Raw genomic sequence first — 26781 nt, 5'->3', positions numbered from 1 at the left:
GTCACACCACCTCGTCCTCGTGCAGGCGGGCGCGCAGGGCCCGTACCGCCGTGTGCAGCCGGCTCTTGACGGTGCCCTCCGGGATGCCGAGCTCCCCGGCTATGTCGCGTACCGGCAGGTCGGCGTAGAAACGCAGGACGAGGATCTGCCGCTGGGCGTCCGGCAGCTCGTCCAGACCGCGGGCGACGGCGACGGAGAGCAGCCTGCTGTCCTCGCCCAGGGCGTGGTCGGGCTGGCGGAGGGAGGCCAGCCGTTCGCCGAGCCGTTCCTGGCGGCGCTTGGCGCGGTGCCAGTCCATGGCGAGCCGGGAGGCGACGACCGCCGCCCACGCCGACACGTCCCGCGGCGCCTCCTGGCCGCTCGCGGCCCGCTCCAGCAACCGCAGGCGTACCTGCTGTACCCCGTCCGGCAGGTCCGCCTGCGGTACGCCGCCCAGCGCGAGGACCGCCCGCACCCTGCGCTCCTGGTCCGCGTCCAGGGGATCACCGTGCTGGTCCCCCTGGGCGCGGCGGGCCTTTCTGCGCAGCACAACCCACCCCCCTCACCGCGTTTCTCCTACGACGCCGCGGCCGCCGGAAACGTTCGCCCTGGTTCCCGGAAATCTTCTGCGCGGTGTCCCGGGGGACCTCCGAGGCGTACGTCACACCGGCCCGCGGCGCAGCACAGCTTGCGGTACGACGGCCAAGCGGAGGTAATTTCTGCAGCTCAGCGGGGGTGCGAACGGGAGTTCCGCGGGCCGGGTGGTCCGGTCGGTGGGCATGGCGCGCAAAGAATTGGACAGGCTGGCCCTGGTCGGCCGCATGATGGAAAGGCCGTAGACACACGTCAACGTATGCAGAGGGAGTCGCTGTGAGGGTCGGAATCGTCGGAGCCACCGGTCAGGTCGGCACGGTCATGCGCAGGATCCTCGCGGAGCGGAACTTCCCCGTCACGGAGCTGCGCCTGTTCGCCTCGGCCCGCTCGGCCGGGACCGTGCTCGACGGTGTGACGGTGGAGGACGCGGCGACCGCCGACTACACGGGCCTGGACATCGTGCTGTTCTCGGCGGGCGGGGCCACCTCGAAGGCGCTCGCGGAGAAGGTCGCCGCCCAGGGCGCCGTGGTGATCGACAACTCCTCCGCCTGGCGCAAGGACCCCGAGGTCCCGCTGGTCGTCTCCGAGGTGAACCCGCACGCGATCGCCGACCGCCCGAAGGGCATCATCGCCAACCCGAACTGCACGACCATGGCCGCGATGCCGGTCCTGAAGGTGCTGGACCGGGAGGCCGGTCTGGAGGCACTGGTCGCCACCACCTACCAGGCGGTGTCCGGCTCCGGTCTCGCGGGCGTCGCGGAGCTGCACGGCCAGGTCCAGAAGGTCGCCGCCGACGCGGAGAAGCTCACCCACGACGGCACGGCGGTCGACTTCCCCGAGCCGCAGGTCTACAAGCGGCCCATCGCCTTCAACGTGCTGCCGTTCGCCGGCAACCTCGTCGACGACGGTCTGAACGAGACCGACGAGGAGCAGAAGCTGCGCAACGAGTCCCGCAAGATCCTGGAGCTCCCGGAGCTCAAGGTCTCCGGCACCTGCGTGCGCGTCCCGGTGTTCTCGGGGCACTCGCTCCAGATCAACGCCCGGTTCGCCCGGCCGATCTCCCCGGAGCGGGCGACCGAGCTGCTCGCGGACGCCCCCGGTGTCGAGCTGTCCGACATCCCGACCCCGCTGCAGGCGGCCGGGCGGGATCCGTCGTACGTGGGCCGGATCCGGCGTGACGAGACGGTGGAGAACGGGCTCGCGCTGTTCGTCTCCAACGACAACCTCCGCAAGGGGGCTGCGCTGAACGCCGTGCAGATCGCTGAGCTGGTGGCGGAAGAGCTGGCTTCTTAGGGGCCGGGCGCCTCAGGGGGTGCGGGGGTCGGCCGTCGCGCGGGTGCGGGTGCGTGGGGGCTGGTCGCACAGTTCCTCCCCCAGCCTTCGGCCGGGGGGACCCCCAGCGCCCCTTCGGGCGCGTTGCAGCAAGGTTCGTCACGAAGGGGAGCCGCGACACCATGAGCAACAGCCGACCGTGTGACAGGTCGCTTGTCCTCGACGGCAAGGTCGCCATGATCACCGGGGCGTCCAGTGGGATCGGGGCGGCTGCCGCGCGGTTGTTCGCGCGGGAGGGGGCGGCCGTCGTGGTGACGGCGCGGCGCGTGGAGCGGTTGCGGGCGCTGGCCGAGGAGATCTCGGCCGGCGGCGGGCGGGCGCTGGCCGTGCCGGCGGACGTGGCCTCGGCCGCGGACGTCGAGCGGGTCGTCCGCTCGGCCGTCGACGCCTTCGGGCGCCTCGACTGCGCCTTCAACAACGCCGGGTTCGGCACCGCCGGCACCGAGCTGCACGAGACCGGCCAGGACGTCTACGAGCAGACGATGGACGTCAACGTGCGCGGGGTCTGGAACTGTCTGCGCTTCCAGATCCCCGAGATGCTGGGAACCGGCGGCGGCACGATCGTCAACACGTCGAGCGTCGCGGGGCAGCGGGCCACCGGGGCGTCGGCGGCGTACGTGGCGGCCAAGCACGCGGTCCTCGGGCTCACCCGGGCGGCCGCGGCCGAGTACGCGGAGCGCGGCATCCGGGTCAACGCGCTGGTGGTGGGCAGCACCCGCACCGAGATGATGGACCGGGCCGTGCGGACCATGCCGGAGCTGCGGGAGCGGTTCGAGGACGAGACGCTCCAGAAGCGCATGGCCGGCCCCGCCGAGGTCGCCGAGGCCGCGCTCTGGCTGTGCAGCGACCGCGCCTCCTTCGTCACCGGCGCGGCGATGCCGGTCGACGGCGGCACGACGGCGGCCTGACGGCACCGGACGCGCGCGATCTCTGGGGTTTTCCCTCGTCGCCCTCCTCCCCGGTCCCGTGGAAGGATGGCGCAACCCACACATAACGAGGAGATGACCGCGTGCCTGGCACAAACCTGACTCGCGAAGAGGCACAGCAGCGGGCGAAGCTGCTCACCGTTGACTCGTACGAGATCGATCTCGACCTCTCCGGCGCGCAGGAGGGCGGTACCTACCGGTCCGTGACCACGGTGCGCTTCGACGTCGCCGAATCCGGCGCCGCGTCCTTCATCGACCTGGTGGCCCCCGCGGTCCACGAGGTCACCCTGAACGGTGACGCCCTCGACGCCGCCGAGGTCTTCGCGGACTCCCGGATCGCGCTGCCCGGCCTGCTCCAGGGCCGCAACGTCCTCCGGGTGGTCGCCGACTGCGCGTACACCAACACGGGCGAGGGCCTGCACCGGTTCGTCGACCCGGTCGACGAGCAGGCGTACCTCTACACCCAGTTCGAGGTGCCGGACGCCCGCCGGGTCTTCGCCTCCTTCGAGCAGCCCGACCTGAAGGCGACCTTCCAGTTCACCGTGAAGGCGCCGAGCGGCTGGACGGTCGTCTCGAACTCGCCGACGCCCGAGCCAAAGGACGACGTCTGGGTCTTCGAGCCGACGCCGCGCATCTCGTCGTACATCACCGCCCTGATCGTGGGCCCGTACCACTCGGTGCACAGCGTGTACGAGAAGGACGGCCAGAGCGTGCCGCTGGGCATCTACTGCCGTCCCTCGCTCGCCGAGTTCCTGGACTCGGACGCGATCTTCGAGGTGACCCGGCAGGGCTTCGAGTGGTTCCAGGAGAAGTTCGACTACGCGTACCCGTTCACCAAGTACGACCAGCTGTTCGTGCCGGAGTTCAACGCGGGCGCGATGGAGAACGCGGGCGCGGTGACCATCCGCGACCAGTACGTCTTCCGGTCCAAGGTGACCGACGCGGCGTACGAGACGCGCGCCGAGACCATCCTGCACGAGCTGGCCCACATGTGGTTCGGCGACCTGGTCACCATGGAGTGGTGGAACGACCTGTGGCTGAACGAGTCGTTCGCCACCTACACCTCCATCGCCTGCCAGGCGTACGCCCCCGGCTCGCGCTGGCCGCACTCGTGGACGACGTTCGCCAACTCCATGAAGACCTGGGCGTACCGGCAGGACCAGCTGCCCTCCACGCACCCGATCATGGCCGAGATCCGGGATCTCGACGATGTGCTGGTGAACTTCGACGGCATCACCTACGCCAAGGGCGCCTCGGTCCTGAAGCAGCTGGTCGCGTACGTCGGCATGGACGAGTTCTTCAAGGGCGTGCAGGCCTACTTCAAGCGGCACGCGTTCGGCAACACGCGTCTGTCCGACCTGCTGGGCGCCCTGGAGGAGACCTCCGGCCGTGACCTGAGCACCTGGTCGAAGAAGTGGCTGCAGACGGCCGGGATCAACATCCTGCGTCCGGAGGTGGAGACGGACGCCGACGGTGTCGTCACCTCCTTCGCCATCCGCCAGGAGGCCCCGGCGCTGCCGGCCGGCGCCAAGGGCGAGCCCACTCTCCGTCCGCACCGGATCGCGATCGGCCTGTACGACCTCGACGAGGCGACCGGCAAGCTGGTCCGCACCGACCGGATCGAGCTGGACGTGGACGGCGAGCTGACCGCCGTACCGCAGCTGTCCGGCCGCCGCCGGCCGGCGGTGTTCCTGCTCAACGACGACGACCTGTCGTACGCCAAGGTCCGCCTGGACGAGCAGTCGCTGCACTTCGTCACGGAGCACCTCGGCGACTTCGAGTCCTCGCTGCCCCGCGCGCTGTGCTGGGCCTCGGCCTGGGACATGACCCGGGACGCGGAACTCCCCACCCGCGAGTACCTGTCCCTCGTGCTGTCCGGCATCGGCAAGGAGTCCGACATCGGTGTCGTGCAGTCCCTGCACCGCCAGGTGAAGCTCGCCATCGAGCTGTACGCCGACCCGACCGCCCGCGAGGCCCTGCTCACCCGCTGGACCGACGCCACGCTGGCCCACCTGCGCTCGGCCGCGCCCGCGAGCGACCACCAGCTGGCCTGGGCCCGTGCCTTCGCGGCCACCGCCCGCACCCCGGAGCAGCTGGACCTCCTGGACAGCCTGCTGGAGGGCACCCACACCATCGAGGGCCTGGCCGTCGACACCGAGCTGCGCTGGGCGTTCGTGGAGCGGCTGGCGGCGGTCGGCCGCTTCGACGAGGCGGAGATCGCGGGCGAGTACGAGCGGGACCGGACGGCCGCCGGTGAACGGCACGCGGCCACCGCCCGCGCCGCCCGCCCGACCGAGGAGGCGAAGGCGGAGGCCTGGGCGTCGGTCATCGACTCCGACAAGCTGCCGAACGCCGTGCAGGAGGCGGTGATCGGCGGCTTCGTCCAGACCGACCAGCGCGAGCTGCTGGCGCCGTACACCGACAAGTACTTCGAGATCCTGAAGTCGGTGTGGGACTCCCGCTCGCACGAGATCGCCCAGCAGATCGCGGTCGGCCTCTACCCGTCCCTGCAGGTCTCCCGGGAGACCCTGGCCAAGACGGACACCTGGCTGGCCTCGGCCCAGCCGAACGCGGCCCTGGCCCGGCTCGTCTCGGAGTCCCGCGCGGGCGTCGAGCGCGCCCTGAAGGCCCAGGCGGCGGACGCGGCCGCCCAGTAGGCGGCACCTCGTCGGGGCGTCCGGTGGGATCTCCGCCGGGCGCCCCGCCTTGTGCGCGAAGTACCGATCACCCAGGACGAGTTGAGTATCCGTGCTCACGCCCGGGGCGCCCGCGCGTTGCGAGTATCGACGCAGCGGCGCGGCAGCGAGCGCCGGGTCCCTTCGGCTCGGGACGACCCGAGCCGGCCTGAGCCACTTACGGAGAACTCGCCATGTCCCGTCGTATCGCCCTGTCCGTCGTCGCCGGTGTCGTCGTGCTCGGAGGTGCCGGGGCCTTCGCCCTCGCCTACGCCGGCGACCAGGACCCGTCGCCCGCGCTGGCGCACAGCGCCGTCCGCTACACCGCTCCCGAGGCCGGTCACCAGGGCTCGCTCTCCTTCACCACCGAGGTCGGCGCGCCCTCCGGGGTCAAGAGCCTGAAGGTGCTGGCCTGGCCGGAGAAGTCCGAGTTCGCCACGGAGCATCTGACCGCCAAGGAGATGGCCGAGGCCGAAGTGGAGTCGGCGACCTGCACGCCGGCCGGCGACCACACCGTCCGGTGCGTGTACAGGGCTCCGGTCTCCGCCGCCGACGCCGCGTCCTCCGCGCACGGCGCCTGGCACGTCGCCGTGCTGGCCACGGCGAAGGACGGCCACACCACCTTCGACACCAAGGCCGCGGACTTCACCCTCGCCTGAACCGGTCACCCGAGGTGGGTGGCCAGCGCCTTCTCGATGTCCGGCGCCTGGGCGTTCTCGGCCGCCCAGGCCACGTAGCCGTCGGGGCGTACCAGCACGGTCGTCCGACGGTCGCCCGCCCAGCGGGTCACGGTCAGGCGGTCCGCGCGTTCCGTACCCGGGTCGTAGGGGGCCGGGGTGACCAGCACGAACCGGCCGCCGCGCAGGGCTTCGTAGAGGCGGATGCCGCCGGCCGGCGCGAGGTCGGGGACGCGGGTGCCGGTGAGGCGGTGCGCGCCCCTGGGGGCGGGGTAGCGGTAGCCGATGCCGGTGACCTGGCCGACCGCCTTACGGCGGGCCGGGGCGAGGTGGTTGAGTGCGGTGGCGAGCGCGGCCCGCACGGGCAGCTGCCAGCCCTTGGCCATCGCGAGGCGGACGATCGCGCCGCTGCTGCGCAGCACTGTCCGGCCGACGGGGTGCCGTTCGCTCTGGTAGGTGTCGAGCAGGTCCGGGGCGGCGTGGCCGTGCAGCACGGCGGCGAGCTTCCAGCTCAGGTTGGCCGCGTCCTGGAGACCGGTGTTCATGCCCTGGCCGCCGGCCGGGGTGTGCACGTGTGCCGCGTCGCCGGCCAGGAAGACCCGGCCGACCCGGTAGCTGGGCGCCTGGCGCTCGTCGCTGTGGAAGCGGGACATCCAGCGGGCGTCGTGCATCCCGTAGTCCCGGCCCAGGGCGAGGCGGGTGATCTCCTTGACCTCGTCGAGGTCCACCGGCTCGTGGTCGGGGACGTCACGGCCGCGGTGCCAGCAGATGACCCGGTAATAGCCGTCGCCGAACGGCGCCAGGAACGCGAACGCGTCGCCGACCGCGGCGGCCGTCAGCAGCGTCTCGGGCCGCTCGGCGAGCAGCACGTCGGCGAGGACCACGGACCGGATCGCCGACCTGCCCGGGAACGGCAGCCCGACCGCCTCCCGCACCACACTGCGCATGCCGTCGGTGCCGACGACGTACGCGGCACGCAGGTCCTCCCGGCCCTTGACGTGGACGGTCACGCCGTCCACGTCCTGGGTCAGGCCGGTCACCTCGCAGTCGTTGCGGAAGTCGACGCCCGCCTCGGCGGCCCGGTGCTCCAGCACCTTCTCCACCTCGTACTGCGGGAGGACGAGGACGTGGTTGAAGCGGGAGGGAAGGGCGCCGAGGTCCAGCGTGAGCCCGTCGAAGAGGTTCATCCGGCTGATGGGCCGGCCGACGGCCTCGAGGTCGTCGGCGAGACTCCGAGAAAGAGGCGCGCGCGCAGCGCGTCCGTTGAGGGTGGTGGTGGGCGACGGGCGGGCGTCGAGCTGCTCCAGGGCGCGGGCGTGCAGGACGAAGGCGCGGGAGAGGTTGCTGATCTTGTGGGGGCGCTTCTCGAGGAGGGTGACCGGGATGCCGGCGGCGGCGAGGTCACCGGCGAGGAGCAGGCCGGTGGGGCCGGAGCCGACGACGATCACGCGGTCGGTCTCGCCGGTGGTGACCGGGACGGGGGTGCCAGTCGTGCCGTTCATGGAGGCCTCCTGGATGTCTGCACTCGTTTGCCAACACCCGATGACCAACGCTCGTTGGCCAACGCTTGTTGACAAGCCTAGGGCGCACCTTTTTCGCAGTCAACACTTGTTGGCCTACACCTGTTGGCCTACGCTCGTTGGCATGACCGGCACTCCCAGTGGACACACAGGCCCGGCGAACGGCCCGGCGGCGCGCCGCTCCGACGCCAGCCGCTCCGCCATTCTGGCCGCCGCCCGCGAACGCTTCGCCGCCGACGGCTACGAGCGCGCCACCATCCGCGCCATCGCCAAGGACGCCCGCATCGACCCGTCGATGGTCATGCGCTACTTCGGCAGCAAGGACGGCCTCTTCGCGGCCGCCGTCACGCTGGACCTGCGGATGGCCGACGTGTCGCAGGTGCCGCGCACCGAGGCCGGGCGGGCGCTGGTGGGCCACTTCCTGGACATCTGGGAGGCGAACGAGGAACTCACCGCGGTGCTGCGGGTCGCCGTCACCAACAAGGCGGGGGCGGAGCGCCTGCAGGACATCTTCCGGGAGCAGGTGGTGCCGGTGGCGGCGCGGGTGTGCCCGGACCCCGAGCAGGTGGTGACGCGAGCGGGGCTGTGCGCCGCGCAGCTGCTGGGGCTCGCGCTGACCCGTTACGTGTTGCGGCTGCCGCCGGTCGCGGCGCTGGCGCGCGAGGAGATCATGGCGTGGCTCGCACCGACCGTGCAGCGGTATCTGACCGCGCCGAGCCCGTGAGCGACGCGCCGAGGGCGCCGGTCGGCCGCCGTACATGCGGTACGTACGGGAGCCGACCGGCGCCCTCGGTGGAACAGGTGGGGTGCGGCAGCTGGGGCAGGAGGCCTCGGGCCTACGCCTTGGCCTTCGGCTTGGTGACCCGGACCTTGGACTTGTCCAGCACCATCACCAGACCCGCGATGACCGCGAACAGCACGAGCGGGGTCAGGACGTAGAGACCCAGCGTCTGGACGACGCTCAGGCCCTTGCCGGGGTCGTCACCGTCGTCACGCGTGAGCGCGAGGGCGGGCGACGACATGAGCAGCATCATCAGCGTCGTACCGGCAGCCAGGGCGCCGGCGCGCAGGGCGTTCTTCTTGTCCACGAAGCCAAAGTTAGCTGGCCCATCCGGGTGGCGCGCGTCCGGGGTACCCGTAAGCCGTCCTCGCCCGGCGCACGGGAAGATCTCCGGAAAAGGGTGACGGGAACTGTCACCTTTGGCGGGCACCGTGGTGCCATGGACAAGGACCTCAGCCCCCAGGGCATCGGCAGGCAGGGCATCGGCACGCAGGACGTCGGCAGGCAGGACGTCGGCAGGCAGGACATCAACCGCGAAGGCCCGCTCGCCGGCCGGATCGCGCTCGTCGCCGGGGCCACCCGGGGCGCCGGACGTGCCCTCGCCGTGGAACTCGGCCGCGCCGGCGCCACCGTCCACGTCACCGGCCGCACCACCCGCGAGCGCGCCAGCGAGGTCGGCCGGACCACGGAGACCATCGAGGAGACCGCGGAACTGGTCACCGCGGCGGGCGGCACCGGCATCGCGGTCCCCACCGACCACCTGGACCCGGACCAGGTCCGGGTCCTCGTCGAGCGGATCGGCCGCGAACAGGGCCGGCTCGACATCCTCGTCAACGACCTCTGGGGCGGCGAACACCTGCTCGTCGGCTCCGTCTTCGGCAAGAAGAGCTGGGAGACGCCGCTCGCCGACGGCCTGCGCATCCTGGACCTCGGGGTGCGCTCGCACGTGATCACCGCGGCCCTCGCCCTCCCGCTCCTGGTCCGCTCGGACGCGCCGCTGCACGTGGAGGTCACCGACGGCACGGCGGTCTCCAACCGCCGTTACCGCGAGAACCTCTACTACGACCTCGCGAAGAACGCCCCGATCCGCATCGCCTTCGGGCTGGGTCAGGAGCTGGCGGAGTACGGGGGCACGGCGGTCGCCGTCACGCCGGGTTTCCTGCGCTCGGAGCAGATGCTCGCCCATTTCGGCGTGACCGAGGAGAACTGGCGCGACGCCGTCGCCCGGGATCCGCACTTCGGCGTCGCCGAGTCGCCGTACTACCTCGCCCGCGCGGTCGCCGCGCTCGCCGCCGACCCGGACCGGGCCGCCCGCTGGAACGGCAGGTCCACCTCCAGCGGGGAGCTCGCCAGGACCTACGGCGTGCGGGACGTGGACGGCAGCCGGCCGGACGCCCTGGCGTACTTCGAGGAGGTCGTGTTCGGCGGGAAGGCGGGCTCACCGGACGACTACCGCTGATCCACCGCCGATCTCCCGCTTGGCCTGCCGCTGATCCACCGCCGGTCTACCGCTGCCCGTCCGGTTCGGCGCCGTACACGGCGGCCAGGGCGCGCGCGTGCTCGCGGAAGCGGGCGCGCAGGCCCGCCGGGGCCAGTACCTCCACGTCCGCGCCCAGCCCGGTCAGCTGGCCGAAGGCGACCTCCTCGGACTCCATCGACAGGTCGAGCGTGACCCGCCCGGCGGCGTCCGGCGCGGTCGCGGACGCGGAGGCCAGCGCGGCGGCCACGCCGGCCGGGTCCGCCACGGCGGGCAGCCGGCGCAGGCCGGTCCCGGTCAGCCGCACGGTGACGGTCGTGCGCAGCAGCGCCCGGGCGAACCCGGCCGCGTGGGCCCGCCAGTGCGCAGCCAGGTCGAAGGACGGGTCGCGGACGAAGGGTTCGCCGTCGCCGGGAGCAGGGGAGAGTGCCGTGACGCGGTCGACGCGGTACGTCCGCCAGTCGCTGTCCCGGCCCGGCGTCCGCTCGTCCGGGACCCGCCCGACGACGTACCAGACCCCCGCTTTCAGGACGAGCCCGTACGGCTCGAGCAGGCGGGTCACCGTGCGGGGCGGTGCGCCGTCCCGGCCCGGCCGCGCGTAGGCCAGCTCGACGGTGCGGTCGGACCACACGGCGCGGGCCAGCTCCGGGAGCAGCTCCGGCGCCGACGGCTCGCGGAACCAGGCCGGGGCGTCCAGGTGGAAGCGGCGCACCGACGACTCGGCCGCCGCGCGCACCGAGGGGAGCAGGGTGGCCGACAGCTTCAGCCGGGCGGTGTCCGCCGCGTCCGACAGGCCCAGATCGCGCAGGGCCGTGGGCAGACCGGAGAGGTAGAGCGTCTCCGCCTCGGTGGGATGCAGCGTGGTGAGCCGGGTGCGGTGGCCGGGCGCCAGGTGATAGCCGCCCGCGCGGCCGCGCTCGGACCGCACGGGAACGCCCGCCTCCTGCAGGGCCTGGACGTCACGGATCACGGTGCGTCTGGAGACGTCCAGCTCGCGGGCGAGGGCGTCGGCGGTCAGGCCGGGACTCGACTGGACGAGAAGCGCCATGCGGATCAGGCGGGCGGCACGCATGCCTCAAGGATCGTGGACCGGCGCCCCGAACGGTTTCCGGCCCCCGGCCGCCCGCCGCCGGGGACCGGTGCCGGGGCCGGGGGCCGGGGGCCGGGTCGTCGTCACGCCGTGGACGGGCCGTCCGTGTGCAGGGTGCGGAACAGCGCCCGTACCCGCTCCGAGGCCGTCAGCTCCTCCAGGGTCACGGGGCGGCCCTTCGTGTCGGCGATCGGGAGGCGCCAGTTCGGGTACTGGTCCCAGGTGCCGGGGAGGTTCTGGGGGCGGCGGTCGCCGACGGCGTCCGGGAGCCAGACGCCGATCATGCGGGCCGGGGTGCGGCGCAGGAAGCGGTGGACGGCCCGGATCTCGGCCTCCTCGTCGCCGGACTCGGACGCGGCGAGCAGGCCCAGGCGGGTCAGCAGGGCCAGCCACTCCGCGGTGTCGGCCGCCGCTTCGGCCCGTTCCTCCGCCAGCGGGCGGGTGAGCAGGCCGAGGCGGTCGCGGAGTTCGACGTGTTCGCCGGTGAGGCGGGCGGCGGTGGGCGGCAGGTCGTGGGTGGTGGCGGTGGCGAGGCAGTCGGCGCGCCAGCGTTCCGGGGGCAGCGGGCGGGCGTCGCCCGCCCAGTCCCGTTCGAACCAGAGCACGGACGTGCCGAGCACCCCGTGGCGCTGGAGCGTCTCGCGCACCCCCGGCTCCACCGTGCCCAGGTCCTCCCCGATCACCACCGCTCCGGCGCGGGTCGCCTCCAGGGCCAGCAGGGCGAGCATGGCCTCGGCGTCGTAGCGGACGTACGTGCCCTCCGTCGGCGGCCGGCCCTCGGGCACCCACCACAGCCGGAACAGGCCCATCACGTGGTCGATGCGCAGGGCGCCGGCGTAGCGGAAGAGGGCGCGCAGGAGTTCGCGGAAGGGGGCGTGGCCGGAGGCGGCGAGGCGGTCGGGGCGCCAGGGCGGCAGGCCCCAGTCCTGGCCGCGGGCGTTGAAGGCGTCGGGCGGGGCGCCGACGGACATCCCGGCGGCGAAGTGGTCTTGCTGGGCCCATGCGTCGGCGCCCGCGGGGTGCACGCCGACGGCGAGGTCGTGCACGATCCCGACGGGCATCCCGGCCTCGCGGGCGGCGCGCTGGGCGGCGGTGAGCTGGGTGACGGTGAGCCAGGCGAGGCGGGCGTGGAAGCCGACGCGGCCGGCCAGGTCGGCGCGGGCGCGGGCGGTCTCCGGCGAGCGGGGGTCGCGCAGGGCCTCGGGCCAGAGGTGCCAGTCGGAGCCGTGCCGCTCGGCGAGCGCGTACCAGGTGGCGTGGTCCTCCAGGGCCTGCCCCTCCTCGGCGCGGAAGGCGTCGTAGGCGGCCTGCCGGCCGGGGGTGAGCGGTGCGGCGGCCGCAGTCTCCAGCGCCTCCCGCTTCAGCTCCCACACGGCGTCCCGGTCGATGAGGGCGCCCTGGTCGAGGACGGCGGAGCGCAGGTGCCCGGCGCGGTCCGCGGCGGAAGGGCCGGCGGCGTACTCGGGGACGGCCTCCGGCCGCAGGTGCACCGGGTCGGGGAACCGGCGGGAGGAGGGCCGGTAGGGCGACGGGTCGGTAGGGGCTCCGGGTACGGCCGCGTGCAGGGGGTTGACCTGGACGAACCCCGCGCCGGCCGTGCGCCCGGCCCAGTCGGCCAGCTCGGCGAGGTCGCCGAGGTCGCCCATGCCCCAGGAGCGGCGGGACAGGAGCGAGTAGAGCTGGACGAGGATCCCGTACGAGCGGCCGGCCGGGGTGGGCAGCCGCACGGGGGCGACGACCAGGTGGGCGCGGGCGGTACGGCCGTCGGGGGCGGCGGCGGTCAGCAGGTGCACCCCGGGCGGCAGGCCCCGCACGTCGTCCCGGCTCTCCCCGTCCTCCGTCCGCACCTGAAGGCGGGTGCCGGCGGGCAGGCCGAGGGCGATCTCGCCGGTGCCCGACCAGTGGACGACCGTCGGCGGCAGCAGCCGCCCGGCGAGTTCCCGTTCCCGGTCGGCGAGGGCGGCGCGGACGGCCTCCGGGCCGCTCGCGTCGACGCCCAGGGCGCCCAGCGCGGCGGTCACGGCACCGGCGGAGGCGGCGACCGTGCGGTCCGGGGCGGGGCTGTAGGAGGTGGCGACGCCGTGCAGCTCCGCGAGCCGGCACAGCCCCGGGTCCAGGGCTTCGTTCATCTACAACCCCGGCTCGCTGGTCAGGGGCACCGCGTCGGCCAGCGGCGGCTCACTGGTGAGGGGCTCGGCGTCGGGCAGCGGCGGCTCACTGGTGAGCGGGGCCTCGGCGCAGGCGCTCTCGGCGCTGAACACGCACAGGTGGGGTTCCTCCTCGGTCCGCACCGGGGGTTTGAACTGGGCCGGGATCGGATGATGAACCGTTGCGGCCACGGCGGCCTCCTCGTCTGACGTCGGGTACGGCGGCGAATGCCGGGTCAGAGGAGCCCTACCCCGTCGTCGCGAGGGCACGCGTGACGGCCGGACCGCGCGCCGCGAACCGACCGCGTCCGGGTGATCGACAGGAGACGGTGTGGGGCCCCTCCGCCCCACGGGGGCCGCCGGGAGGACGACGCGCGGACGGCGACGCGACGCTGCGGCGGGCCGCCCCCGGTGAAACCTCCGGCGGCACTGAACGCCGTCCGCCGCACCGGCCTGCCCGCCGAGCCGGATCCCGACGGGCAGATCACGACTCGCGCGCCGCGCCCGGTGGGAGCGATCCCCGGCCGGTACGGGTCAGCTCCTGGAGGTCGGGCGGGACAGGCGGACCGCCGAGACAAGGAAGAAGATGCCGCCGAAAGCGGCGTAGCCGGCGAGGACGGTCAGCGACGGGTCGTCCTGTGCGGCGCTCCGGATGAAGGACGCGCCGGCGAGGACGGAGATGCCACCGCTGAGGATCATGGCCCACTGGCCCCCCAGCGGCCGGCGCGCGACGCCCACGAGGAGCTGGACGAGGCCGGAGACGACCGCCCACGCACCCCAGACACGCAGCACGTCGGCGACGCCCGAGGTGCCGGCGACCGCGAGGCCGACGGCGGCGAGCACGCTGACGGCGATGTTGGCATACAGGCCCTTGAGCGGCCCGGCGGCGCGCGCCGACCTCGCGTCGACGACGGCCGCGGCCACGTCGAAGGCGGGATAGACGACCAGCAGCAGCTTGGCCCCGGCGGTGAGCCCTGAGCCGGACACCAGCAGGAGCGCGGCCCACGCGGCGGCGAAGACGAAGCGGACGACGTACAGCCGGCGCAGGGCGGACGTGGCGGCGAGGGGCTCGGCGGAGGCGGTGGATGCCATGGGTTCTCCAGTGACTACAAGGCAGGTAGAACGCTCTTTCTCGTTTGACCCTGGCACAGGCTCTCCACGAAAACAAGAGAGAGCGTTCTATCCGCTACCATGGACGGCATGACGAAGACGGAAGCCGGCCCAGGCACCGGCAGGCGAGTCTCCGCGGCCCGGGAACGGCTCCTGAGGACCGCCGGGCAGCTCTTCTACGCGGAGGGCATCCACACGGTGGGCGTCGACCGCCTGGTCGCCGAGTCGAAGGTCACCAACGCCACCTTCTATCGCCACTTCCGCAGCAAAGAAGACCTCGCCGTCGCCTACCTCGACAGCGTCGACCAGGCGATCCGCACCCAGATCGGCACCCTGACGGCCGCGGACATGCCGCCCGACGGCATCCTGCGGGGCATAGGCGCGTCCCTGGTCGAGCAGATCCGCTCACCCGGTTACCGCGGATGCGCCTTCCTCAACGCGGCAGCGGAGTTCCCCGACCCCGACCACCCGGTCCACCGTGCCGTCGTGCGGCACCGGGCATGGTTCCTGCAGACGGTCACCGGACTGTTCGCCGGGATCACGGCCGCACAGGCCGAGCACGCCGGGCGGCACTTCGTCATGCTCCGCGACGGCGCGATGAGCGCCGGCTACCTCGGCGACCCCGTCCTGGCCGGCGAGACCCTGCTGCGCGGTATCGAAGGACTGCTGCGGGTCCACACCGCCCGCGGGCTCGACGAGCACGCTTCCCCCGCACCCGGCCAGGCCGCCCCGGCGGCCACGACGGCCTCCCGCATCGAGTGCTCGCCGCCCGGCGCGTGACGTACGAGGCGTGCGCGTCGCGATCGTCCAGGTGAGCCGGCCCGGTCGCGGGGCGCCCCGTGCACGACGAAGGGCCCCGTGGCCGAACGGGCAGCCACGGGGTGTGCGAAGGCCCGGATCGTCAGGCGGAGATGCCGTCGATCCGGGCCAGGGCGTCGTCCGCGCCGTACGGCTGCAAATAGGGCAGCCAGCGCGGATCCCTATGGCCGGTCCCGATGATGCGCCAGGCCAGGCCGGTGGGTGGGGCCGGTTTGTGACGCAGCCGCCAGCCGATCTCGAAGAGATGGCGGTCGGCCTTGACGTGGTTGCAGCGGCGGCAGGACGCCACCACGTTGTCCCAGACGTGCTGACCCCCGCGACTGCGCGGGATGACGTGGTCGACGCTGGTTGCGACGCCACCGCAGTACATGCACCGGCCCCCGTCGCGCGCGAAGAGCGCCCTTCGGGTGAGAGGAACGGGCCCCCGGTAGGGAACCCGCACGAATCGCTTGAGCCGGACCACGCTGGGTGCGGGGACTGTGACGGTTGCGCTGTGCATATAGGCGCCCGATTCCTCCAAGGCGACAGCCTTGTTCTCCAGGACGAGGACGAGCGCGCGGCGGAGCGGTACGACGCCGAGCGGCTCGTACGACGCGTTGAGGACCAGGACATGCGGCACGGGGGCCTCCTTGGGCGTCGGCGGCGCGTGGCTCGCGCCGGGACGATCTGTGGCCAGTCTCCCCTCCTGCCAGGTGGACGCGCCACCATCTCCCGGTAACGGGCTGGGAGTGTTTTCGACCACACCGCATTCATCCCCCGCTCGCACCCCGTTTCAAGCGGGCCTGTTCAAGCGGTGGCGAGAAGCGGGCGTGAGCGCGGTCTCTCCTTCTCGTTTCGGCAGGGCCCACACACAATGCCCCGTTAGTGTGGTGTTCCTGTCCGTCCGGTGACCTTTCCGTGACCTTGAACGCCGTACCCGACCCTGATCGCCGTACCGGAGGGCAGCACCGCACCGCCTGGAGGTACCCGCCGTGTCCTTGCCCGCCGTCCTACTGGCCGCCGGTTCGTCGCCGTCGCCGACCCCCTCGGGTTCGTCGACCCCGGCGGTGCCCACGCTCCAGGACGCCCAGGAGAGCGCCACCAACGCCGCGAGCTGGGTCGAGCAGAACTGGTCGACCTGGCTGGCGATAGGTCTGAAGGTGCTGCTGATCCTGGTGATCGCGGTGGTGCTCAGAAGGGTCGTGCTCCGGGCCATAACCAAGCTCATCGACCGGATGAACCGGACCGCCGAGTCCGCGGAGGGCACGACCCTCGGGGGGCTGCTGGTCAACGCCGAGCGGCGGCGGCAGCGGTCACAGGCGATCGGGTCCGTGCTGCGCTCGGTGGCGAGCTTCGTGATCCTGGGCACGGCCGCGCTGACGGTGCTGTCCGCGTTCCAGATCAACCTCGCCCCGCTGCTGGCCTCCGCCGGTGTCGCCGGTGTCGCGATCGGCTTCGGCGCCCGGAACCTGGTCACGGACTTCCTGTCCGGCGTGTTCATGATCCTGGAGGACCAGTACGGCGTCGGCGACTCGATCGACTCGGGCGTCGCCTCCGGCGAGGTGGTCGAGGTCGGCCTGCGCGTGACCAAGCTGCGCGGGGCCAGCGGCGAGATCTGGTACGTCCGCAACGGCGAGATCAAGCGCATCGGGAACCTCTCGCAGGGCTGGGCCACGGCGGGCGTCGACGTCACCGTCCGGGCCAACGAGGACCTGGACAGGGTCCGCGCCACCCTGGACGAGGTCGCCGAGAAGATGTCCAAGGAAGAGCCCTGGAACGAGGTCCTGTGGAGCCCGATCGAGGTGCTCGGCCTGGACTCCGTGCTCATCGACTCGATGGTGGTCCGCGTCTCCGCGAAGACCATGCCGGGCAAGGCGCTGACCGTCGAGCGCGAGCTGCGCTGGCGGATCAAGCGGGCGTTCGACGCGGCGCACATCCGCATCGTGGGCGGCGAGACGGCCGTACTCCTGGACGAGGAGACCCCCGACCGCGCGGCGGGGGTGGCGGCGCCGTCGGTGTTCGCCGACTCGGACTCGCCGCAGGTGGCGGCGACGACCCCGATCGCTTCACCGCGGTCGGCGTCTGCGGGGAGGTAGAGGGAGCGGAACGGTTCAGCACGCTCGTTCGAGTGAACGGTGGGGCATTCCGGCGTCTTACGACGCCCGGGGTGCCCCATCGTTCTGCCGGGGCGCCCGGCGCGGGCTCAGCCTGGCACCGGCGCGACAAGGAGAACCAGGGATGAGCGCCGAACCGATCATGGAGAAGGTCATGACGGAGCAGGACCCCATCGATCTGTTGATCGCGATCGAGGAGGCGTCGGTAGCGCCGATTCGACCCGAGTACGTCGAGGGGACGGTCATCGTGCCGCCGCGACCGAACGACCAGCACAACGCCGGCGCCTTCAAGCTCGCCGTCCAGTTCTTCACGGCAGGGCTCGACCTGGCGGGCATGGGCAATGGCCATCGAAGCGCGTACCAGGACGGCAGCACCATGGCCCTCGTGATCCCGGACTTCTATGTCCTGCGACGCTCTCCGACGGAACTCGACGAGGCCTACCGCAAAGCCCACAGAGGCTGGTATCCCATCGACATGATCGCCTTGGTCGGCGAGGTCACGTCGACCGATCACGCGGTCGGCACCGGCGCCAGGCCGGCCACCTATGCCGCGGTCGGCATCCCCGTCTACGTCCTCACCGACCGCCACGCCAGGACCGCCCACTGCCACACCGACCCCGTCCTCCCCGGCGACGACCCCACCGAGGCGTACTACAAGACCGACGAGAAGGTGAACCTCGGCGACCCGCTCCCCCTCCCGGCGCCCTACCCCACCCTCGACACGGCCCCCTTCCGCGGCGACTGAGCAGCCCTCCTCGGCTCAACGGCCTTCCAGCGTGCGCACTATCTGGCAGAGCACGGTGAACCCCGCGCCCCGGAAGAAGCCGTTCTCCAGGTTTCCGGAGGTGCGGACCTCCACGTGGGCCTCGCCCGCGGTGGCGTCGTAGGCGACCGAGCCCTGGACGGACACCCGGGTGCGGTACGGGTGCCAGCGGAAGCGGAGCGGGTTGCCGCCGGTGAGGTCCGTGGCCCGCCGGGCCGCCTCCAGCCGGGCGCGGACGCGGTCGAACGGGACGCCGGTGACGGTGTGGGTCTGGGTGTCGTCCAGGACCTTCTCGGTGACCTCGATACCCAGGCCGTGCGCGCGCCGCGCCAGCGAACGGATCCGCCAGACCGCCCAGAGCAGGGAGGCCAGGGTCCACACCACCGCGACCCCGGTGGCCTCGCGCACGGCCGACCAGGCGAGGCCGTGGTGGATGAAGGCGATGACGTACATCCCCAGCATCAGGGGCACGAAGTCGGCGAGGCTGCGCCGCAGCAGGCGGGCGAACAGCCGTCTCCGGTGGGCCATGCGCGTCTTCCTCCACTGGTCGGTGCCCGGACCACAAGGCAGGAAACTGCGAGGAGGGCCGTCCCCACCAGCGCGGACGAAGATCGTGACGCAGCCGTGATCACGAAGCGTCCCACGGACGGATTCAGACGATCTTCACAGGTCCCCCGGATTCTCCCCGCAACCGCGATGATCTATGGTCAGCCCACTACGGGCCCTTGTTCTGGAGCGCGACGTCGCCCGGGGGCCCGTCTCGAATGTGGGGAAACATGAGAAAGCTCGCCATAGGCACCGCCCTGTCCGGCGCCCTGGCCCTGGCCGGCATCGCGGCCCCCGCCGCCTCCGCGGCCACTCCGAACCTGGTCTTCTCCGACGTGACCGTGAACAAGGGCAAGGCGATCGTCGTCGGCACCACCAAGACGGTGAACGTGCCGGTGACGTACACCCTGACCCGGCCCGCCGACCTGGTCATCGACAACAAGAAGACGTTCGCGGCGGTGATGCTCTACCGCGGCACGCTGAAGTCGCTCGCCAACGAGCTGGACCCGGAGGTCATGCCCGTCTGCACGACGACCGCCACCACGGACACCACGGTCACCGAGAGCTGCACCGAGACCATCCCGGTCGACCCGGGCGACTACCTGTACGAGGCCGCGGACGCCACCACGTGGAAGGCCGGGGGCCTGTACGCCCACTTCGACGCCACCGCCTCGGACGACTTCCTCAGCACCGAGTCCGACGTGGCCATCTGGGGCAACCTGACCACGGCCAAGGTGCAGCGCGCCGCCAGGCTGACCGCCGACGCCTCGCCGGAGCCGGTGGCCAAGGGGAAGACGGTCACCGTCAAGGGCAAGCTGACGCGGGCCGACTGGGACGCCATGGCGTACAAGGGTTACTCGGGGCAGAAGGCGGTCCTGCAGTTCCGTGCCGAGGGCAGCAGGACCTACACGAACGTCAAGGGCATCACCTCCGGCACCGGCGGCGCCCTGTCCACCACGGTGAAGGCGTCGAAGAGCGGCTACTACCGGTACGTCTTCGCGGGTACGACGACCACCGCGGCGGCGAAGGCCACCGGGGACTACATCAAGGTGAAGTGACGCTCCTGCTCCTGGGACGTATACACAGCAGGGCCCGTCCGGATCACTCCGGGCGGGCCCTTCGCATGTCCAAGCCCAGGTAACGACTGGGTTGCCGCCCCGGCGGACTATTGACGCCCCCCTTCCGGCGGCCTACGTTTTCCAGCCAACAGGAAACTTTCCTAACAGTGATCAACGGATGGACGGCCGAAGCCGGTCACCCGGCTGGACCGAAGGTCCGGGTCACTGGGAAACTGAGCGGCTGGAAAGGCAGGTGTCGAACCCCATGGCAGGAACCGCCGGTACGCCGGGCACCCCGCGCGTTCTGCGCGCCATGAACGACCGCGCCGCACTGGACCTGCTGCTGGAGCACGGCCCGCTCTCGCGCACCCGGATCGGCAAGCTCACCGGCCTCTCCAAGCCGACCGCCTCCCAGCTGCTGGCCCGCCTGGAGGCGGCCGGGCTGGTGCTGGCGACCGGCACCAGCGAGGGCCGGCCGGGCCCCAACGCCCAGCTGTACTCGGTGAACCCGGGCGCGGCCCACGCCGCCGGACTGGACGTCAACCCGGGCCGGATCCGGGCGGCCGTCGCCGACGTCACCGGCCGTACCGTCGGCGAGTACGAGCTGCCGACCCCCGGCCGGCGCTCCGCGCAGTCCGTCGTACGGCAGGTCACCGACGCCCTCGACGGCGCCGTGAAGGCGGCCGGGCTGGCCCGGGACGACGTCCACCGGGTCGTCGTCGGCACCCCGGGCGCCTTCGACCCCAACACCGGCCGGCTGCGGTACGCCTCGCACCTGCCCGGCTGGCACTCCCCCGCGCTGCTCGACGAGCTCGCCGCCGCGCTGCCGATGCCGGTCGAGTACGAGAACGACGTCAACCTCGCCGCCATCGCCGAGCAGCGGCTCGGCGCGGCCCGCGGCCATGGCGACTTCGTGCTGCTGTGGAACCAGGAGGGCCTCGGCGCCGCCCTGGTCCTCGGCGGCCGGCTGCATCGCGGCTGGACCGGCGGCGCCGGCGAGGTCGGCTTCCTGCCGGTGCCGGGCACCCCGCTGGTCCGCCAGGTCACCAAGGCCAACAGCGGTGGCTACCAGGAACTCGCCGGTTCGCAGGCCGTGCCCCGGCTGGCGCGCGAGCTGGGCATCGAGGACCTGCCGGCCGGGCCGTACGACGAGGTGGCCGCCGAGCTCGTCGCGCGCGCCGCCGACCACGCCACCGGGCCCTACCACCAGCTGCTGCGGACCTACGCGACCCGGCTCGCCACCGGTCTCGCCTCCCTCGTCTCCGTCCTCGACCCCGAACTCGTCGTCCTCAGCGGCACCGCCCTGACCGCCGGCGGCGAGGTGCTGCGCGCCCTCGTCCAGGCCGAACTGGAGGAGCTGGCGGCCGCCCGGCCACGGCTCGTCGTCGGCGACGTCCGTCAACACCCCGTGCTGCGCGGCGCGCTGGAGAGCGCGCTCGCGACCACCCGCGACGAGGTCTTCGACACCTCGCGCTGAGCCCCCTCAGACCCCCGCACAGCCAGTCCTTCCCACGCTCACCGCCCGCCCCGGGAGATCTCGCCATGCCCATACCCTCCGCTGCCCGAAAGACGGCTTTTGCCCTGACCGCGGCGGCCAGTTCACTGGCCCTGCTCACCGCCTGTACCGGCCAGTCCTCCTCCGGAGCCGACGACGACGCCTCCGCGAACACCACCATCAACTTCTGGCACGCCTGGAGCGCCCCGAACGAAGTGAAGGCGGTCAACGCGCTGATCGCCGGCTTCGAGAAGGCGCACCCCAACATCCACGTCAACGTCGTCAGCAACATGACCGACGACAAGATCAACCAGGCGCTGCGCAGCGGCGGCGACAAGGCCCCGGACGTCATCTCGTCGTTCACCACCAACAACGTGGGCAAGTTCTGCTCCTCGGGCGCACTGGTCGACCTGAACCCGTTCTTCAAGAAGTCCGGGATCGACCCGACGACGACGTTCCCGAAGGCGATGAACGAGTACACCCAGTACGACGGCAACCGCTGCTCGGCGCCGCTGCTCGGTGACGCGTACGGCCTCTACTACAACAAGACGGCGTTCAAGAAGGCCGGCATCACCAGCCCGCCGAAGACCTGGACCGAATTCCAGTCGGACGCCAAGAAACTGACGATCAACCAGGGTGACAGCTACAAGCAGCTCGGTTTCATGCCGGACTACCACGGCTGGGAGACCACGACCGAGCACTACGCGGCGCAGTTCTCGCCGGCGTACTTCACCTCCGACGGCAAGTCGAACATCGCCAAGGACCCCGCCTTCACCGAGGCGTTCACGCTGCAGAAGAACCTGGTCGACGAACTCGGCGGATTCCAGAAGCTGGAGAAGTACCGGGCGACGCTCGGCGACGAGTGGGGCGACAAGCACCCCTTCCAGACCGGTCAGGTCGCCATGCAGCTCGACGGCGAGTGGCGGCTCGGCATGGCGCTCGCGACCAAGCCGAAGTTCGACATCGGCGTCGCCCCGCTGCCCGTACCGGACGACCAGGTCGCGCAGTACGGCAAGGGCTACATCACCGGCACGATCGCCGGTATCGCCGCGAACAGCAAGAAGCAGAACGCGGCCTGGGAGTTCGTCAAGTACATCACCACGGACACGGACGCGGTGGTGAACTTCTCCAACGCCATCCACAACGTGCCGTCCACGCTGGCGGCACTGAAGTCCCCGAAGCTGAAGTACGACCCGCGCTTCAAGACCTTCCTGGACATCGCCGCCAACCCGAACTCCACGACATCTCCCGCCTCCATCAACGGCGGTGTGTACCTGGCGACGATCCAGAACTTCGGATACGACTACGAGAGCGGCAAGGTCAAGGACCTGAAGTCCGGTCTGGCGGCCACGGCCAAGCAGATCGACACGGACATCGCGCAGGCCAAGTAGCGATGAGCACCATCACGTTGGCGTCGAAGCGCCGCCGGTCGGCGCTTCGCACGGTCGCTTTCATGTCGCCCTGGCTGATCGGGTTCGCGGTCTTCTTCGCGTACCCGCTGATCTCCACGGTCTATTTCTCCTTCATGCACTACGACGGCTTCAAGGCGCCGACGTGGACCGGCACGAAGAACTGGACGTACGTCTTCGAGCACTACCCGTACTTCTGGCCCGCGCTGCGCAACACCCTGTGGCTGGTCATCGTGATGGTGTCGCTCCGGGTCGTCTTCGGACTCGGCGTCGGCATGCTCATCACGAAGATCAAGACGGGCACGGGGGTCTTCCGGACCCTCTTCTACCTGCCCTACCTGGCCCCGCCGGTCGCGGCGACCATGGCGTTCGCGTTCCTGCTCAACCCCGGTACCGGACCGGTCAACTCGATCCTGGAGAAGGTCGGCATCCCGGCCCCGGGCTGGTTCAACGACCCGTCCTGGTCCAAGCCGGCCCTGACCCTGCTCGCGCTCTGGGGCGTCGGCGACCTGATGGTCATCTTCATGGCCGCACTGCTCGACGTGCCGAAGGAGCAGTACGAGGCGGCGGAACTGGACGGCGCGTCGGCCTGGCAGCGCTTCCGCTTCGTCACGCTGCCCAACATCTCGCCGATCGTGATGTTCGCGGTCGTGACGGGTGTCATCCAGACGATGCAGTACTACACACAGCCGCTCATCGCCGGAAAGGTCGCCTCGGGTGTCATCCAGGGCGCGGGCACGCAGTTCGAGCCCGGCTATCCCGAGAAGTCGACGCTGACGCTCCCGCAACTGGTCTACAACCTCGGCTTCCAGCGCTTCGACTACGGCTCCGCGTGTGTCGTCGCCCTCGTGCTCTTCGCCCTGTCCATGGTGTTCACCGCGTTCCTGATGCGGCGCCGGGGCGGTCTCATCCAGGCAGGTGACTGACGATGACCCAAGTGCTGGACCGGCCGACGGAACTGAAGGCCCCGGTGTCCGAGGCCGAACGCACCGCCCGCCGCAAGGCGTTGCTGAACTGGGTGGCGGTCCACTCCCTCGGCGTCGCCGCCGCCCTGTTCTTCACCCTCCCCTTCGTGTTCGTGTTCCTGACCTCGCTGATGAGCGACAGCCAGGCACTGAGCCGGGACCTGATCCCGCACACCTGGGAGTGGGGCAACTACAAGAAGGTGTTCGACACCCCGGGCTTCCTGACCTGGTGGAAGAACACCCTGATCTACGCGGGCCTCGGCACCGTCCTGACCGTCGTGTCCTCGCTCCCGGTGGCGTACGCGCTCGCCAAGTTCCGCTTCCGGGGCCGCAATCTGTCGCTCATGCTGGTGATCTCGATGATGATGCTGCCGCCGCAGGTCGTCATCATCCCGATGTACCTGTTCTGGGCGAAGCAGCTGGACCTCTCCGGCACCCTGTGGCCGCTGATCGTGCCGATGGCGTTCGGCGACGCGTTCTCCATCTTCCTGCTGCGCCAGTTCCTGATGACGATCCCGAACGAGTACCTGGACGCGGCGAAGGTGGACGGCTGCGGCGACCTCAGGACGCTGCTCAGGGTGGTCATCCCGATGGCGAAGCCGGGCATCGCCGCCGTCGCTCTCTTCCAGTTCTTCTACGCATGGAACGACTACTTCGGCCCCCAGATCTACGCCTCGGAGAACCCGGGCGCCTGGACCCTCTCCTACGGCCTGGAGTCGTTCAAGGGCATGCACCACACCGACTGGAACCTGACCATGGCCGCGACCGTGCTGGTCATGGCCCCCGTGATCCTCGTCTTCTTCTTCGCCCAGAAGGCGTTCGTCGAGGGCGTCACGCTCACCGGAGTGAAGGGTTAACCAAGCATGAAACTCACTGTGGTCGGCGGAGGCTCGACCTACACCCCCGAACTCATCGACGGCTTCGCGCGGCTGCGGGACACCCTGCCCATCGAGGAACTGGTGCTGGTCGACCCGGCTGCCGAACGCCTGGAACTGGTGGGCGGACTGGCCCGCCGGATCTTCGCCAAGCAGGGCCACGACGGCCGTATCGTCACCACCTCGGACCTGGACGCGGGCGTCGAGGGCGCCGACGCGGTGCTGCTCCAGCTGCGCGTCGGCGGCCAGGCCGCCAGGCAGCAGGACGAGACCTGGCCGCTGGAGTGCGGCTGCATCGGTCAGGAGACCACCGGCGCCGGCGGTCTCGCCAAGGCCCTGCGCACGGTGCCCGTGGTCCTGGACATCGCCGAACGCGTCCGCCGTGCCAACCCGAACGCCTGGATCATCGACTTCACCAACCCGGTGGGGATCGTGACCCGTGCCCTGCTCCAGGCCGGTCACAAGGCGGTCGGGCTGTGCAACGTGGCGATCGGCTTCCAGCGGAAGTTCGCGAACCTGCTCGGTGTCACGCCGTCCGAGATCCACCTGGACCACCTCGGCCTCAACCACCTCACCTGGGAGACGGCGGTCCGCCTCGGCGGCCCCGAGGGCGAGAACGTCCTGCCCAAGCTGCTCGGGGAACACGGCGACACCATCGCCGCCGACCTCAAGCTGCCGACGTCCCTCCTCGACCGCCTGGGCGGCGTCATCCCGTCCTACTACCTGCGCTACTACTACGCGCACGACGAGGTGGTGCGGGAGCTGCGCACCAAGCCGTCCCGGGCCGCCGAAGTCGCGGCGATGGAGAAGCAGTTGCTGGAGATGTACGGCGACCCGGCCCTGGACGAGAAGCCGGAGCTGCTCGCCAGACGGGGCGGCGCCTACTACTCGGAGGCGGCGGTCGACCTGGCCGCGGCACTGCTCGGCGGCGCCGGGAACCCCTACCAGGTGGTCAACACCTACAACGGCGGCACACTGCCGTTCCTCCCCGACGACGCGGTGATCGAGGTCCAGGCGGCGGTGGGCCCGGCCGGCCCGAGGCCGCTGCCCGTCCCGGACGTCGACCCGCTGTTCGCCGGGCTCGTCGCGAACGTGACGGCCTACGAGGAGCTGGCCCTGGAGGCGGCCCTGCGCGGCGGCCGGGACCGCGTCTTCCGGACGCTGCTCGCCCACCCCCTGGTCGGCCAGTACGAGTACGCCGACGCCCTGACCGACCGACTGATCGCGCACAACCGGGAGCACCTGGCGTGGGCCTGACCGCAAGTGTCCTCGCCATCGACGCGGGCAACAGCAAGACCGACGTCGCGGTGGTGGCGGCGGACGGCGAGGTCCTCGCCACGGCCCGGGCCGGCGGCTTCCGGCCGCCGGTGGTGGGAGTGGAGCAGGCCGTGGACGAGGTGGCCGGGGCGGTCGCCGAGGCGTACGCCGCCGCCGGGGTCACCTCGGCCGCCCACGTCTCGGCGTGCCTGGCCAACGCCGACTTCCCCTTCGAGGAGGAGCAGTTGGCCGCCGCGCTGGCCACGCGCGCGTGGGGGGCGACGGTGGAGGTCCGCAACGACACCTTCGCGATCCTCCGGGCCGGTGTCACCGAGCCGCGCGGGGTCGCCGTCGTCTGCGGCGCCGGCATCAACTGCGTCGGCATGCGCCCCGACGGCCGCACCGCCCGCTTCCCCGCGCTGGGCCGCATCTCCGGTGACTGGGGTGGCGGTTGGGGGCTGGCGGAGGAGGCCCTGTGGCACGCGGCCCGCGCGGAGGACGGCCGCGGGGAGGGTACGGCCCTGGCCCGCGCGCTCCCGGCGTACTTCGGGTACGACAGCATGCTCGCGCTGATCGAGGCGCTGCACCGGGAGGAGGTCGAGCCCGCCCGGCGCCACGAGCTGACGCCGGTGCTGTTCGCGACGGCGGCCGACGGCGACCCGGTGGCCCGGGCGGTCGTGGACCGGCTGGCGCAGGAGGTGGTGGCCATGGCGGTGGTCGCGCTGACGCGCCTGGATCTGCTGGACGAGGAGACGCCGGTGCTGCTGGGAGGCGGTGTGCTCGCGGGCGGGCATCCGCAACTCGACGACGGAGTGCGGGAGTCGCTGGCGGCGCGGGCACCGAAGGCGGTACCGAGGGTGGTGACGGCACGGCCGGTGCTGGGCGCTGCGCTGCTGGGGCTGGACGTGGTCGGGGCGGGGGTGGCTGTGCAGGAGAGGGTGCGGGCGTACTTCGAGGGGTGACCCGGGGCGGGGGCCGGGGGGACGCTTACCGGCTCTTGCAGGGTGCCCCCCCCCCAGCCGAAGGCTGGGGGAGGAACTGCGCGAGCAACCCCCACCCGCCCGCACCCCGCGACGATCCAACACCACCCCCTAGGAACCGAACCGATGCCCCCGGCGTATTCATGGGCAGGGGTTCCGCTGCGATCCGATCAAGATCCAGTGAAGGCCGGTGCCGAATGTCAGTCCGGGCGG

25 protein-coding genes are annotated in these 26781 nt (G+C 71.7%); 16 read left to right on the top strand and 9 right to left on the bottom strand.

Translation table 11 applies throughout. The features are described from left to right. Position 1 precedes the first annotated feature (1 nt). Complete coding sequence (locus tag ACFY6U_RS20230) at positions 2–529, bottom strand: RNA polymerase sigma factor (RefSeq protein ID WP_390040018.1); 528 nt, start codon at positions 527–529, stop codon at positions 2–4. A gap of 320 nt (positions 530–849) precedes the next feature. On the opposite strand from ACFY6U_RS20230, the gene ACFY6U_RS20225 reads away from it, so the two are divergent. The 4 genes from ACFY6U_RS20225 to ACFY6U_RS20210 all read left to right on the top strand — a co-directional run bounded on the left by ACFY6U_RS20225 (position 850) and on the right by ACFY6U_RS20210 (position 6165). Then, complete coding sequence (locus ACFY6U_RS20225; RefSeq protein WP_390040016.1) at positions 850–1866, top strand: aspartate-semialdehyde dehydrogenase; 1017 nt, start codon at positions 850–852, stop codon at positions 1864–1866. A 161-nt stretch (positions 1867–2027) separates the two neighbouring features. Beyond that, the gene (locus ACFY6U_RS20220) at positions 2028–2813 is read left to right on the top strand and encodes an SDR family NAD(P)-dependent oxidoreductase (RefSeq protein ID WP_390040014.1); all 786 of its coding nucleotides are present in this window, start codon (positions 2028–2030) and stop codon (positions 2811–2813) included. Between the two features lie 101 nt (positions 2814–2914). Beyond that, entirely contained in the window at positions 2915–5488 is a 2574-nt protein-coding gene (gene pepN / locus ACFY6U_RS20215; protein WP_390040012.1) for an aminopeptidase N, read from the top strand. A 212-nt stretch (positions 5489–5700) separates the two neighbouring features. Beyond that, entirely contained in the window at positions 5701–6165 is a 465-nt protein-coding gene (locus tag ACFY6U_RS20210) for a DUF5707 domain-containing protein (protein WP_390040010.1), read from the top strand. A gap of 5 nt (positions 6166–6170) precedes the next feature. Here ACFY6U_RS20210 and ACFY6U_RS20205 read toward each other — a convergent pair whose 3' ends face one another. Beyond that, entirely contained in the window at positions 6171–7685 is a 1515-nt protein-coding gene (locus ACFY6U_RS20205; protein ID WP_390040008.1) for an FAD-dependent monooxygenase, read from the bottom strand. A 142-nt stretch (positions 7686–7827) separates the two neighbouring features. Here ACFY6U_RS20205 and ACFY6U_RS20200 point away from each other — a divergent pair, with 142 nt between their 5' ends. Further along, on the top strand, positions 7828–8427 hold the full coding sequence (locus ACFY6U_RS20200) for a TetR family transcriptional regulator (RefSeq protein ID WP_390040006.1): 600 nt from the start codon (positions 7828–7830) through the stop codon (positions 8425–8427). A gap of 112 nt (positions 8428–8539) precedes the next feature. Here the strand turns inward: ACFY6U_RS20200 and ACFY6U_RS20195 are convergent, their stop codons facing one another. Next, positions 8540–8791 (bottom strand): hypothetical protein, encoded by a 252-nt coding sequence (locus ACFY6U_RS20195; protein WP_390040004.1) that lies wholly within the window; start codon positions 8789–8791, stop codon positions 8540–8542. Between the two features lie 132 nt (positions 8792–8923). Here ACFY6U_RS20195 and ACFY6U_RS20190 point away from each other — a divergent pair, with 132 nt between their 5' ends. After that, positions 8924–9943 carry an SDR family oxidoreductase gene (locus tag ACFY6U_RS20190; protein WP_390040002.1) on the top strand — a complete coding sequence of 340 codons (1020 nt, stop codon included), beginning with the start codon at positions 8924–8926 and terminating at the stop codon, positions 9941–9943. A gap of 46 nt (positions 9944–9989) precedes the next feature. On the opposite strand, the gene ACFY6U_RS20185 is transcribed toward ACFY6U_RS20190, so the two are convergent. The 4 genes from ACFY6U_RS20185 to ACFY6U_RS20170 all read right to left on the bottom strand — a co-directional run bounded on the left by ACFY6U_RS20185 (position 9990) and on the right by ACFY6U_RS20170 (position 14290). Then, positions 9990–11033: a helix-turn-helix transcriptional regulator gene (locus tag ACFY6U_RS20185; RefSeq protein WP_390040000.1), complete on the bottom strand. Its 1044-nt coding sequence runs from the start codon at positions 11031–11033 to the stop codon at positions 9990–9992. Positions 11034–11134: 101 nt separating this feature from the next. After that, entirely contained in the window at positions 11135–13180 is a 2046-nt protein-coding gene (malQ, locus tag ACFY6U_RS20180; RefSeq protein ID WP_390039998.1) for a 4-alpha-glucanotransferase, read from the bottom strand. After that, on the bottom strand, positions 13181–13390 hold the full coding sequence (locus tag ACFY6U_RS20175; RefSeq protein ID WP_366364196.1) for a hypothetical protein: 210 nt from the start codon (positions 13388–13390) through the stop codon (positions 13181–13183). 342 nt (positions 13391–13732) lie between these two features. Beyond that, positions 13733–14290 carry a hypothetical protein gene (locus tag ACFY6U_RS20170; RefSeq protein ID WP_390039996.1) on the bottom strand — a complete coding sequence of 186 codons (558 nt, stop codon included), beginning with the start codon at positions 14288–14290 and terminating at the stop codon, positions 13733–13735. 99 nt (positions 14291–14389) lie between these two features. On the opposite strand from ACFY6U_RS20170, the gene ACFY6U_RS20165 reads away from it, so the two are divergent. Continuing rightward, the gene (locus tag ACFY6U_RS20165) at positions 14390–15088 is read left to right on the top strand and encodes a TetR/AcrR family transcriptional regulator (RefSeq protein WP_390039994.1); all 699 of its coding nucleotides are present in this window, start codon (positions 14390–14392) and stop codon (positions 15086–15088) included. Positions 15089–15209: 121 nt separating this feature from the next. On the opposite strand, the gene ACFY6U_RS20160 is transcribed toward ACFY6U_RS20165, so the two are convergent. Continuing rightward, positions 15210–15746 carry an HNH endonuclease gene (locus ACFY6U_RS20160; protein ID WP_181805740.1) on the bottom strand — a complete coding sequence of 179 codons (537 nt, stop codon included), beginning with the start codon at positions 15744–15746 and terminating at the stop codon, positions 15210–15212. 352 nt (positions 15747–16098) lie between these two features. Here ACFY6U_RS20160 and ACFY6U_RS20155 point away from each other — a divergent pair, with 352 nt between their 5' ends. Both ACFY6U_RS20155 and ACFY6U_RS20150 read left to right on the top strand, forming a co-directional pair. Continuing rightward, positions 16099–17202: a mechanosensitive ion channel family protein gene (locus tag ACFY6U_RS20155; RefSeq protein ID WP_390039992.1), complete on the top strand. Its 1104-nt coding sequence runs from the start codon at positions 16099–16101 to the stop codon at positions 17200–17202. A 142-nt stretch (positions 17203–17344) separates the two neighbouring features. Then, positions 17345–17965, top strand: a complete 621-nt coding sequence (locus tag ACFY6U_RS20150) for a Uma2 family endonuclease (protein ID WP_390039990.1) — start codon at positions 17345–17347, stop codon at positions 17963–17965. 15 nt (positions 17966–17980) lie between these two features. On the opposite strand, the gene ACFY6U_RS20145 is transcribed toward ACFY6U_RS20150, so the two are convergent. Continuing rightward, positions 17981–18511 carry a hypothetical protein gene (locus ACFY6U_RS20145; RefSeq protein ID WP_390039988.1) on the bottom strand — a complete coding sequence of 177 codons (531 nt, stop codon included), beginning with the start codon at positions 18509–18511 and terminating at the stop codon, positions 17981–17983. Between the two features lie 248 nt (positions 18512–18759). Here ACFY6U_RS20145 and ACFY6U_RS20140 point away from each other — a divergent pair, with 248 nt between their 5' ends. From ACFY6U_RS20140 to ACFY6U_RS20110, 7 genes are all read left to right on the top strand, one after another. Next, positions 18760–19587, top strand: a complete 828-nt coding sequence (locus tag ACFY6U_RS20140) for a hypothetical protein (RefSeq protein ID WP_390039986.1) — start codon at positions 18760–18762, stop codon at positions 19585–19587. Positions 19588–19852: 265 nt separating this feature from the next. Beyond that, on the top strand, positions 19853–21064 hold the full coding sequence (locus ACFY6U_RS20135) for an ROK family protein (RefSeq protein ID WP_390039984.1): 1212 nt from the start codon (positions 19853–19855) through the stop codon (positions 21062–21064). Between the two features lie 65 nt (positions 21065–21129). Next, positions 21130–22473, top strand: a complete 1344-nt coding sequence (locus ACFY6U_RS20130; protein WP_390039982.1) for an ABC transporter substrate-binding protein — start codon at positions 21130–21132, stop codon at positions 22471–22473. A 2-nt stretch (positions 22474–22475) separates the two neighbouring features. Further along, positions 22476–23417: a sugar ABC transporter permease gene (locus tag ACFY6U_RS20125; protein ID WP_351495410.1), complete on the top strand. Its 942-nt coding sequence runs from the start codon at positions 22476–22478 to the stop codon at positions 23415–23417. A gap of 2 nt (positions 23418–23419) precedes the next feature. Next, a complete protein-coding gene (locus tag ACFY6U_RS20120; protein ID WP_390039980.1) occupies positions 23420–24313 on the top strand; it encodes a carbohydrate ABC transporter permease in 894 nt (297 codons plus the stop codon). Between the two features lie 6 nt (positions 24314–24319). After that, complete coding sequence (locus ACFY6U_RS20115; RefSeq protein WP_390039978.1) at positions 24320–25588, top strand: 6-phospho-beta-glucosidase; 1269 nt, start codon at positions 24320–24322, stop codon at positions 25586–25588. Continuing rightward, the gene (locus ACFY6U_RS20110; RefSeq protein WP_390039976.1) at positions 25579–26550 is read left to right on the top strand and encodes an N-acetylglucosamine kinase; all 972 of its coding nucleotides are present in this window, start codon (positions 25579–25581) and stop codon (positions 26548–26550) included. The genes ACFY6U_RS20115 and ACFY6U_RS20110 overlap by 10 nt, the downstream gene beginning before the upstream one ends. Positions 26551–26781: the final 231 nt, after the last annotated feature.

Origin of the sequence: Streptomyces sp. NPDC013157 (assembly GCF_042899865.1) — a bacterium.
In the GTDB taxonomy this organism is placed as follows: Bacteria; Actinomycetota; Actinomycetes; order Streptomycetales; family Streptomycetaceae; genus Streptomyces.
Note: the sequence above shows the minus strand (reverse complement) of the source record. Positions and strands in the feature narration are given on the sequence as shown.

What these genes read in the sequence shown, in the direction of transcription:
- ACFY6U_RS20220 (WP_390040014.1), top strand. Translation starts at nt 2,028, where the DNA reads ATGAGCAACAGCCGACCGTGTGACAGGTCGCTTGTCCTCGACGGCAAG.
- ACFY6U_RS20210 (WP_390040010.1), top strand. Translation starts at nt 5,701, where the DNA reads ATGTCCCGTCGTATCGCCCTGTCCGTCGTCGCCGGTGTCGTCGTGCTC.
- ACFY6U_RS20205 (WP_390040008.1), bottom strand. Translation starts at nt 7,685, where the DNA reads ATGAACGGCACGACTGGCACCCCCGTCCCGGTCACCACCGGCGAGACC.
- ACFY6U_RS20200 (WP_390040006.1), top strand. Translation starts at nt 7,828, where the DNA reads ATGACCGGCACTCCCAGTGGACACACAGGCCCGGCGAACGGCCCGGCG.
- ACFY6U_RS20190 (WP_390040002.1), top strand. Translation starts at nt 8,924, where the DNA reads ATGGACAAGGACCTCAGCCCCCAGGGCATCGGCAGGCAGGGCATCGGC.
- ACFY6U_RS20185 (WP_390040000.1), bottom strand. Translation starts at nt 11,033, where the DNA reads ATGCGTGCCGCCCGCCTGATCCGCATGGCGCTTCTCGTCCAGTCGAGT.
- malQ (WP_390039998.1), bottom strand. Translation starts at nt 13,180, where the DNA reads ATGAACGAAGCCCTGGACCCGGGGCTGTGCCGGCTCGCGGAGCTGCAC.
- ACFY6U_RS20170 (WP_390039996.1), bottom strand. Translation starts at nt 14,290, where the DNA reads ATGGCATCCACCGCCTCCGCCGAGCCCCTCGCCGCCACGTCCGCCCTG.
- ACFY6U_RS20165 (WP_390039994.1), top strand. Translation starts at nt 14,390, where the DNA reads ATGGACGGCATGACGAAGACGGAAGCCGGCCCAGGCACCGGCAGGCGA.
- ACFY6U_RS20150 (WP_390039990.1), top strand. Translation starts at nt 17,345, where the DNA reads ATGAGCGCCGAACCGATCATGGAGAAGGTCATGACGGAGCAGGACCCC.
- ACFY6U_RS20145 (WP_390039988.1), bottom strand. Translation starts at nt 18,511, where the DNA reads ATGGCCCACCGGAGACGGCTGTTCGCCCGCCTGCTGCGGCGCAGCCTC.
- ACFY6U_RS20140 (WP_390039986.1), top strand. Translation starts at nt 18,760, where the DNA reads ATGAGAAAGCTCGCCATAGGCACCGCCCTGTCCGGCGCCCTGGCCCTG.
- ACFY6U_RS20135 (WP_390039984.1), top strand. Translation starts at nt 19,853, where the DNA reads ATGGCAGGAACCGCCGGTACGCCGGGCACCCCGCGCGTTCTGCGCGCC.
- ACFY6U_RS20130 (WP_390039982.1), top strand. Translation starts at nt 21,130, where the DNA reads ATGCCCATACCCTCCGCTGCCCGAAAGACGGCTTTTGCCCTGACCGCG.
- ACFY6U_RS20125 (WP_351495410.1), top strand. Translation starts at nt 22,476, where the DNA reads ATGAGCACCATCACGTTGGCGTCGAAGCGCCGCCGGTCGGCGCTTCGC.
- ACFY6U_RS20120 (WP_390039980.1), top strand. Translation starts at nt 23,420, where the DNA reads ATGACCCAAGTGCTGGACCGGCCGACGGAACTGAAGGCCCCGGTGTCC.
- ACFY6U_RS20115 (WP_390039978.1), top strand. Translation starts at nt 24,320, where the DNA reads ATGAAACTCACTGTGGTCGGCGGAGGCTCGACCTACACCCCCGAACTC.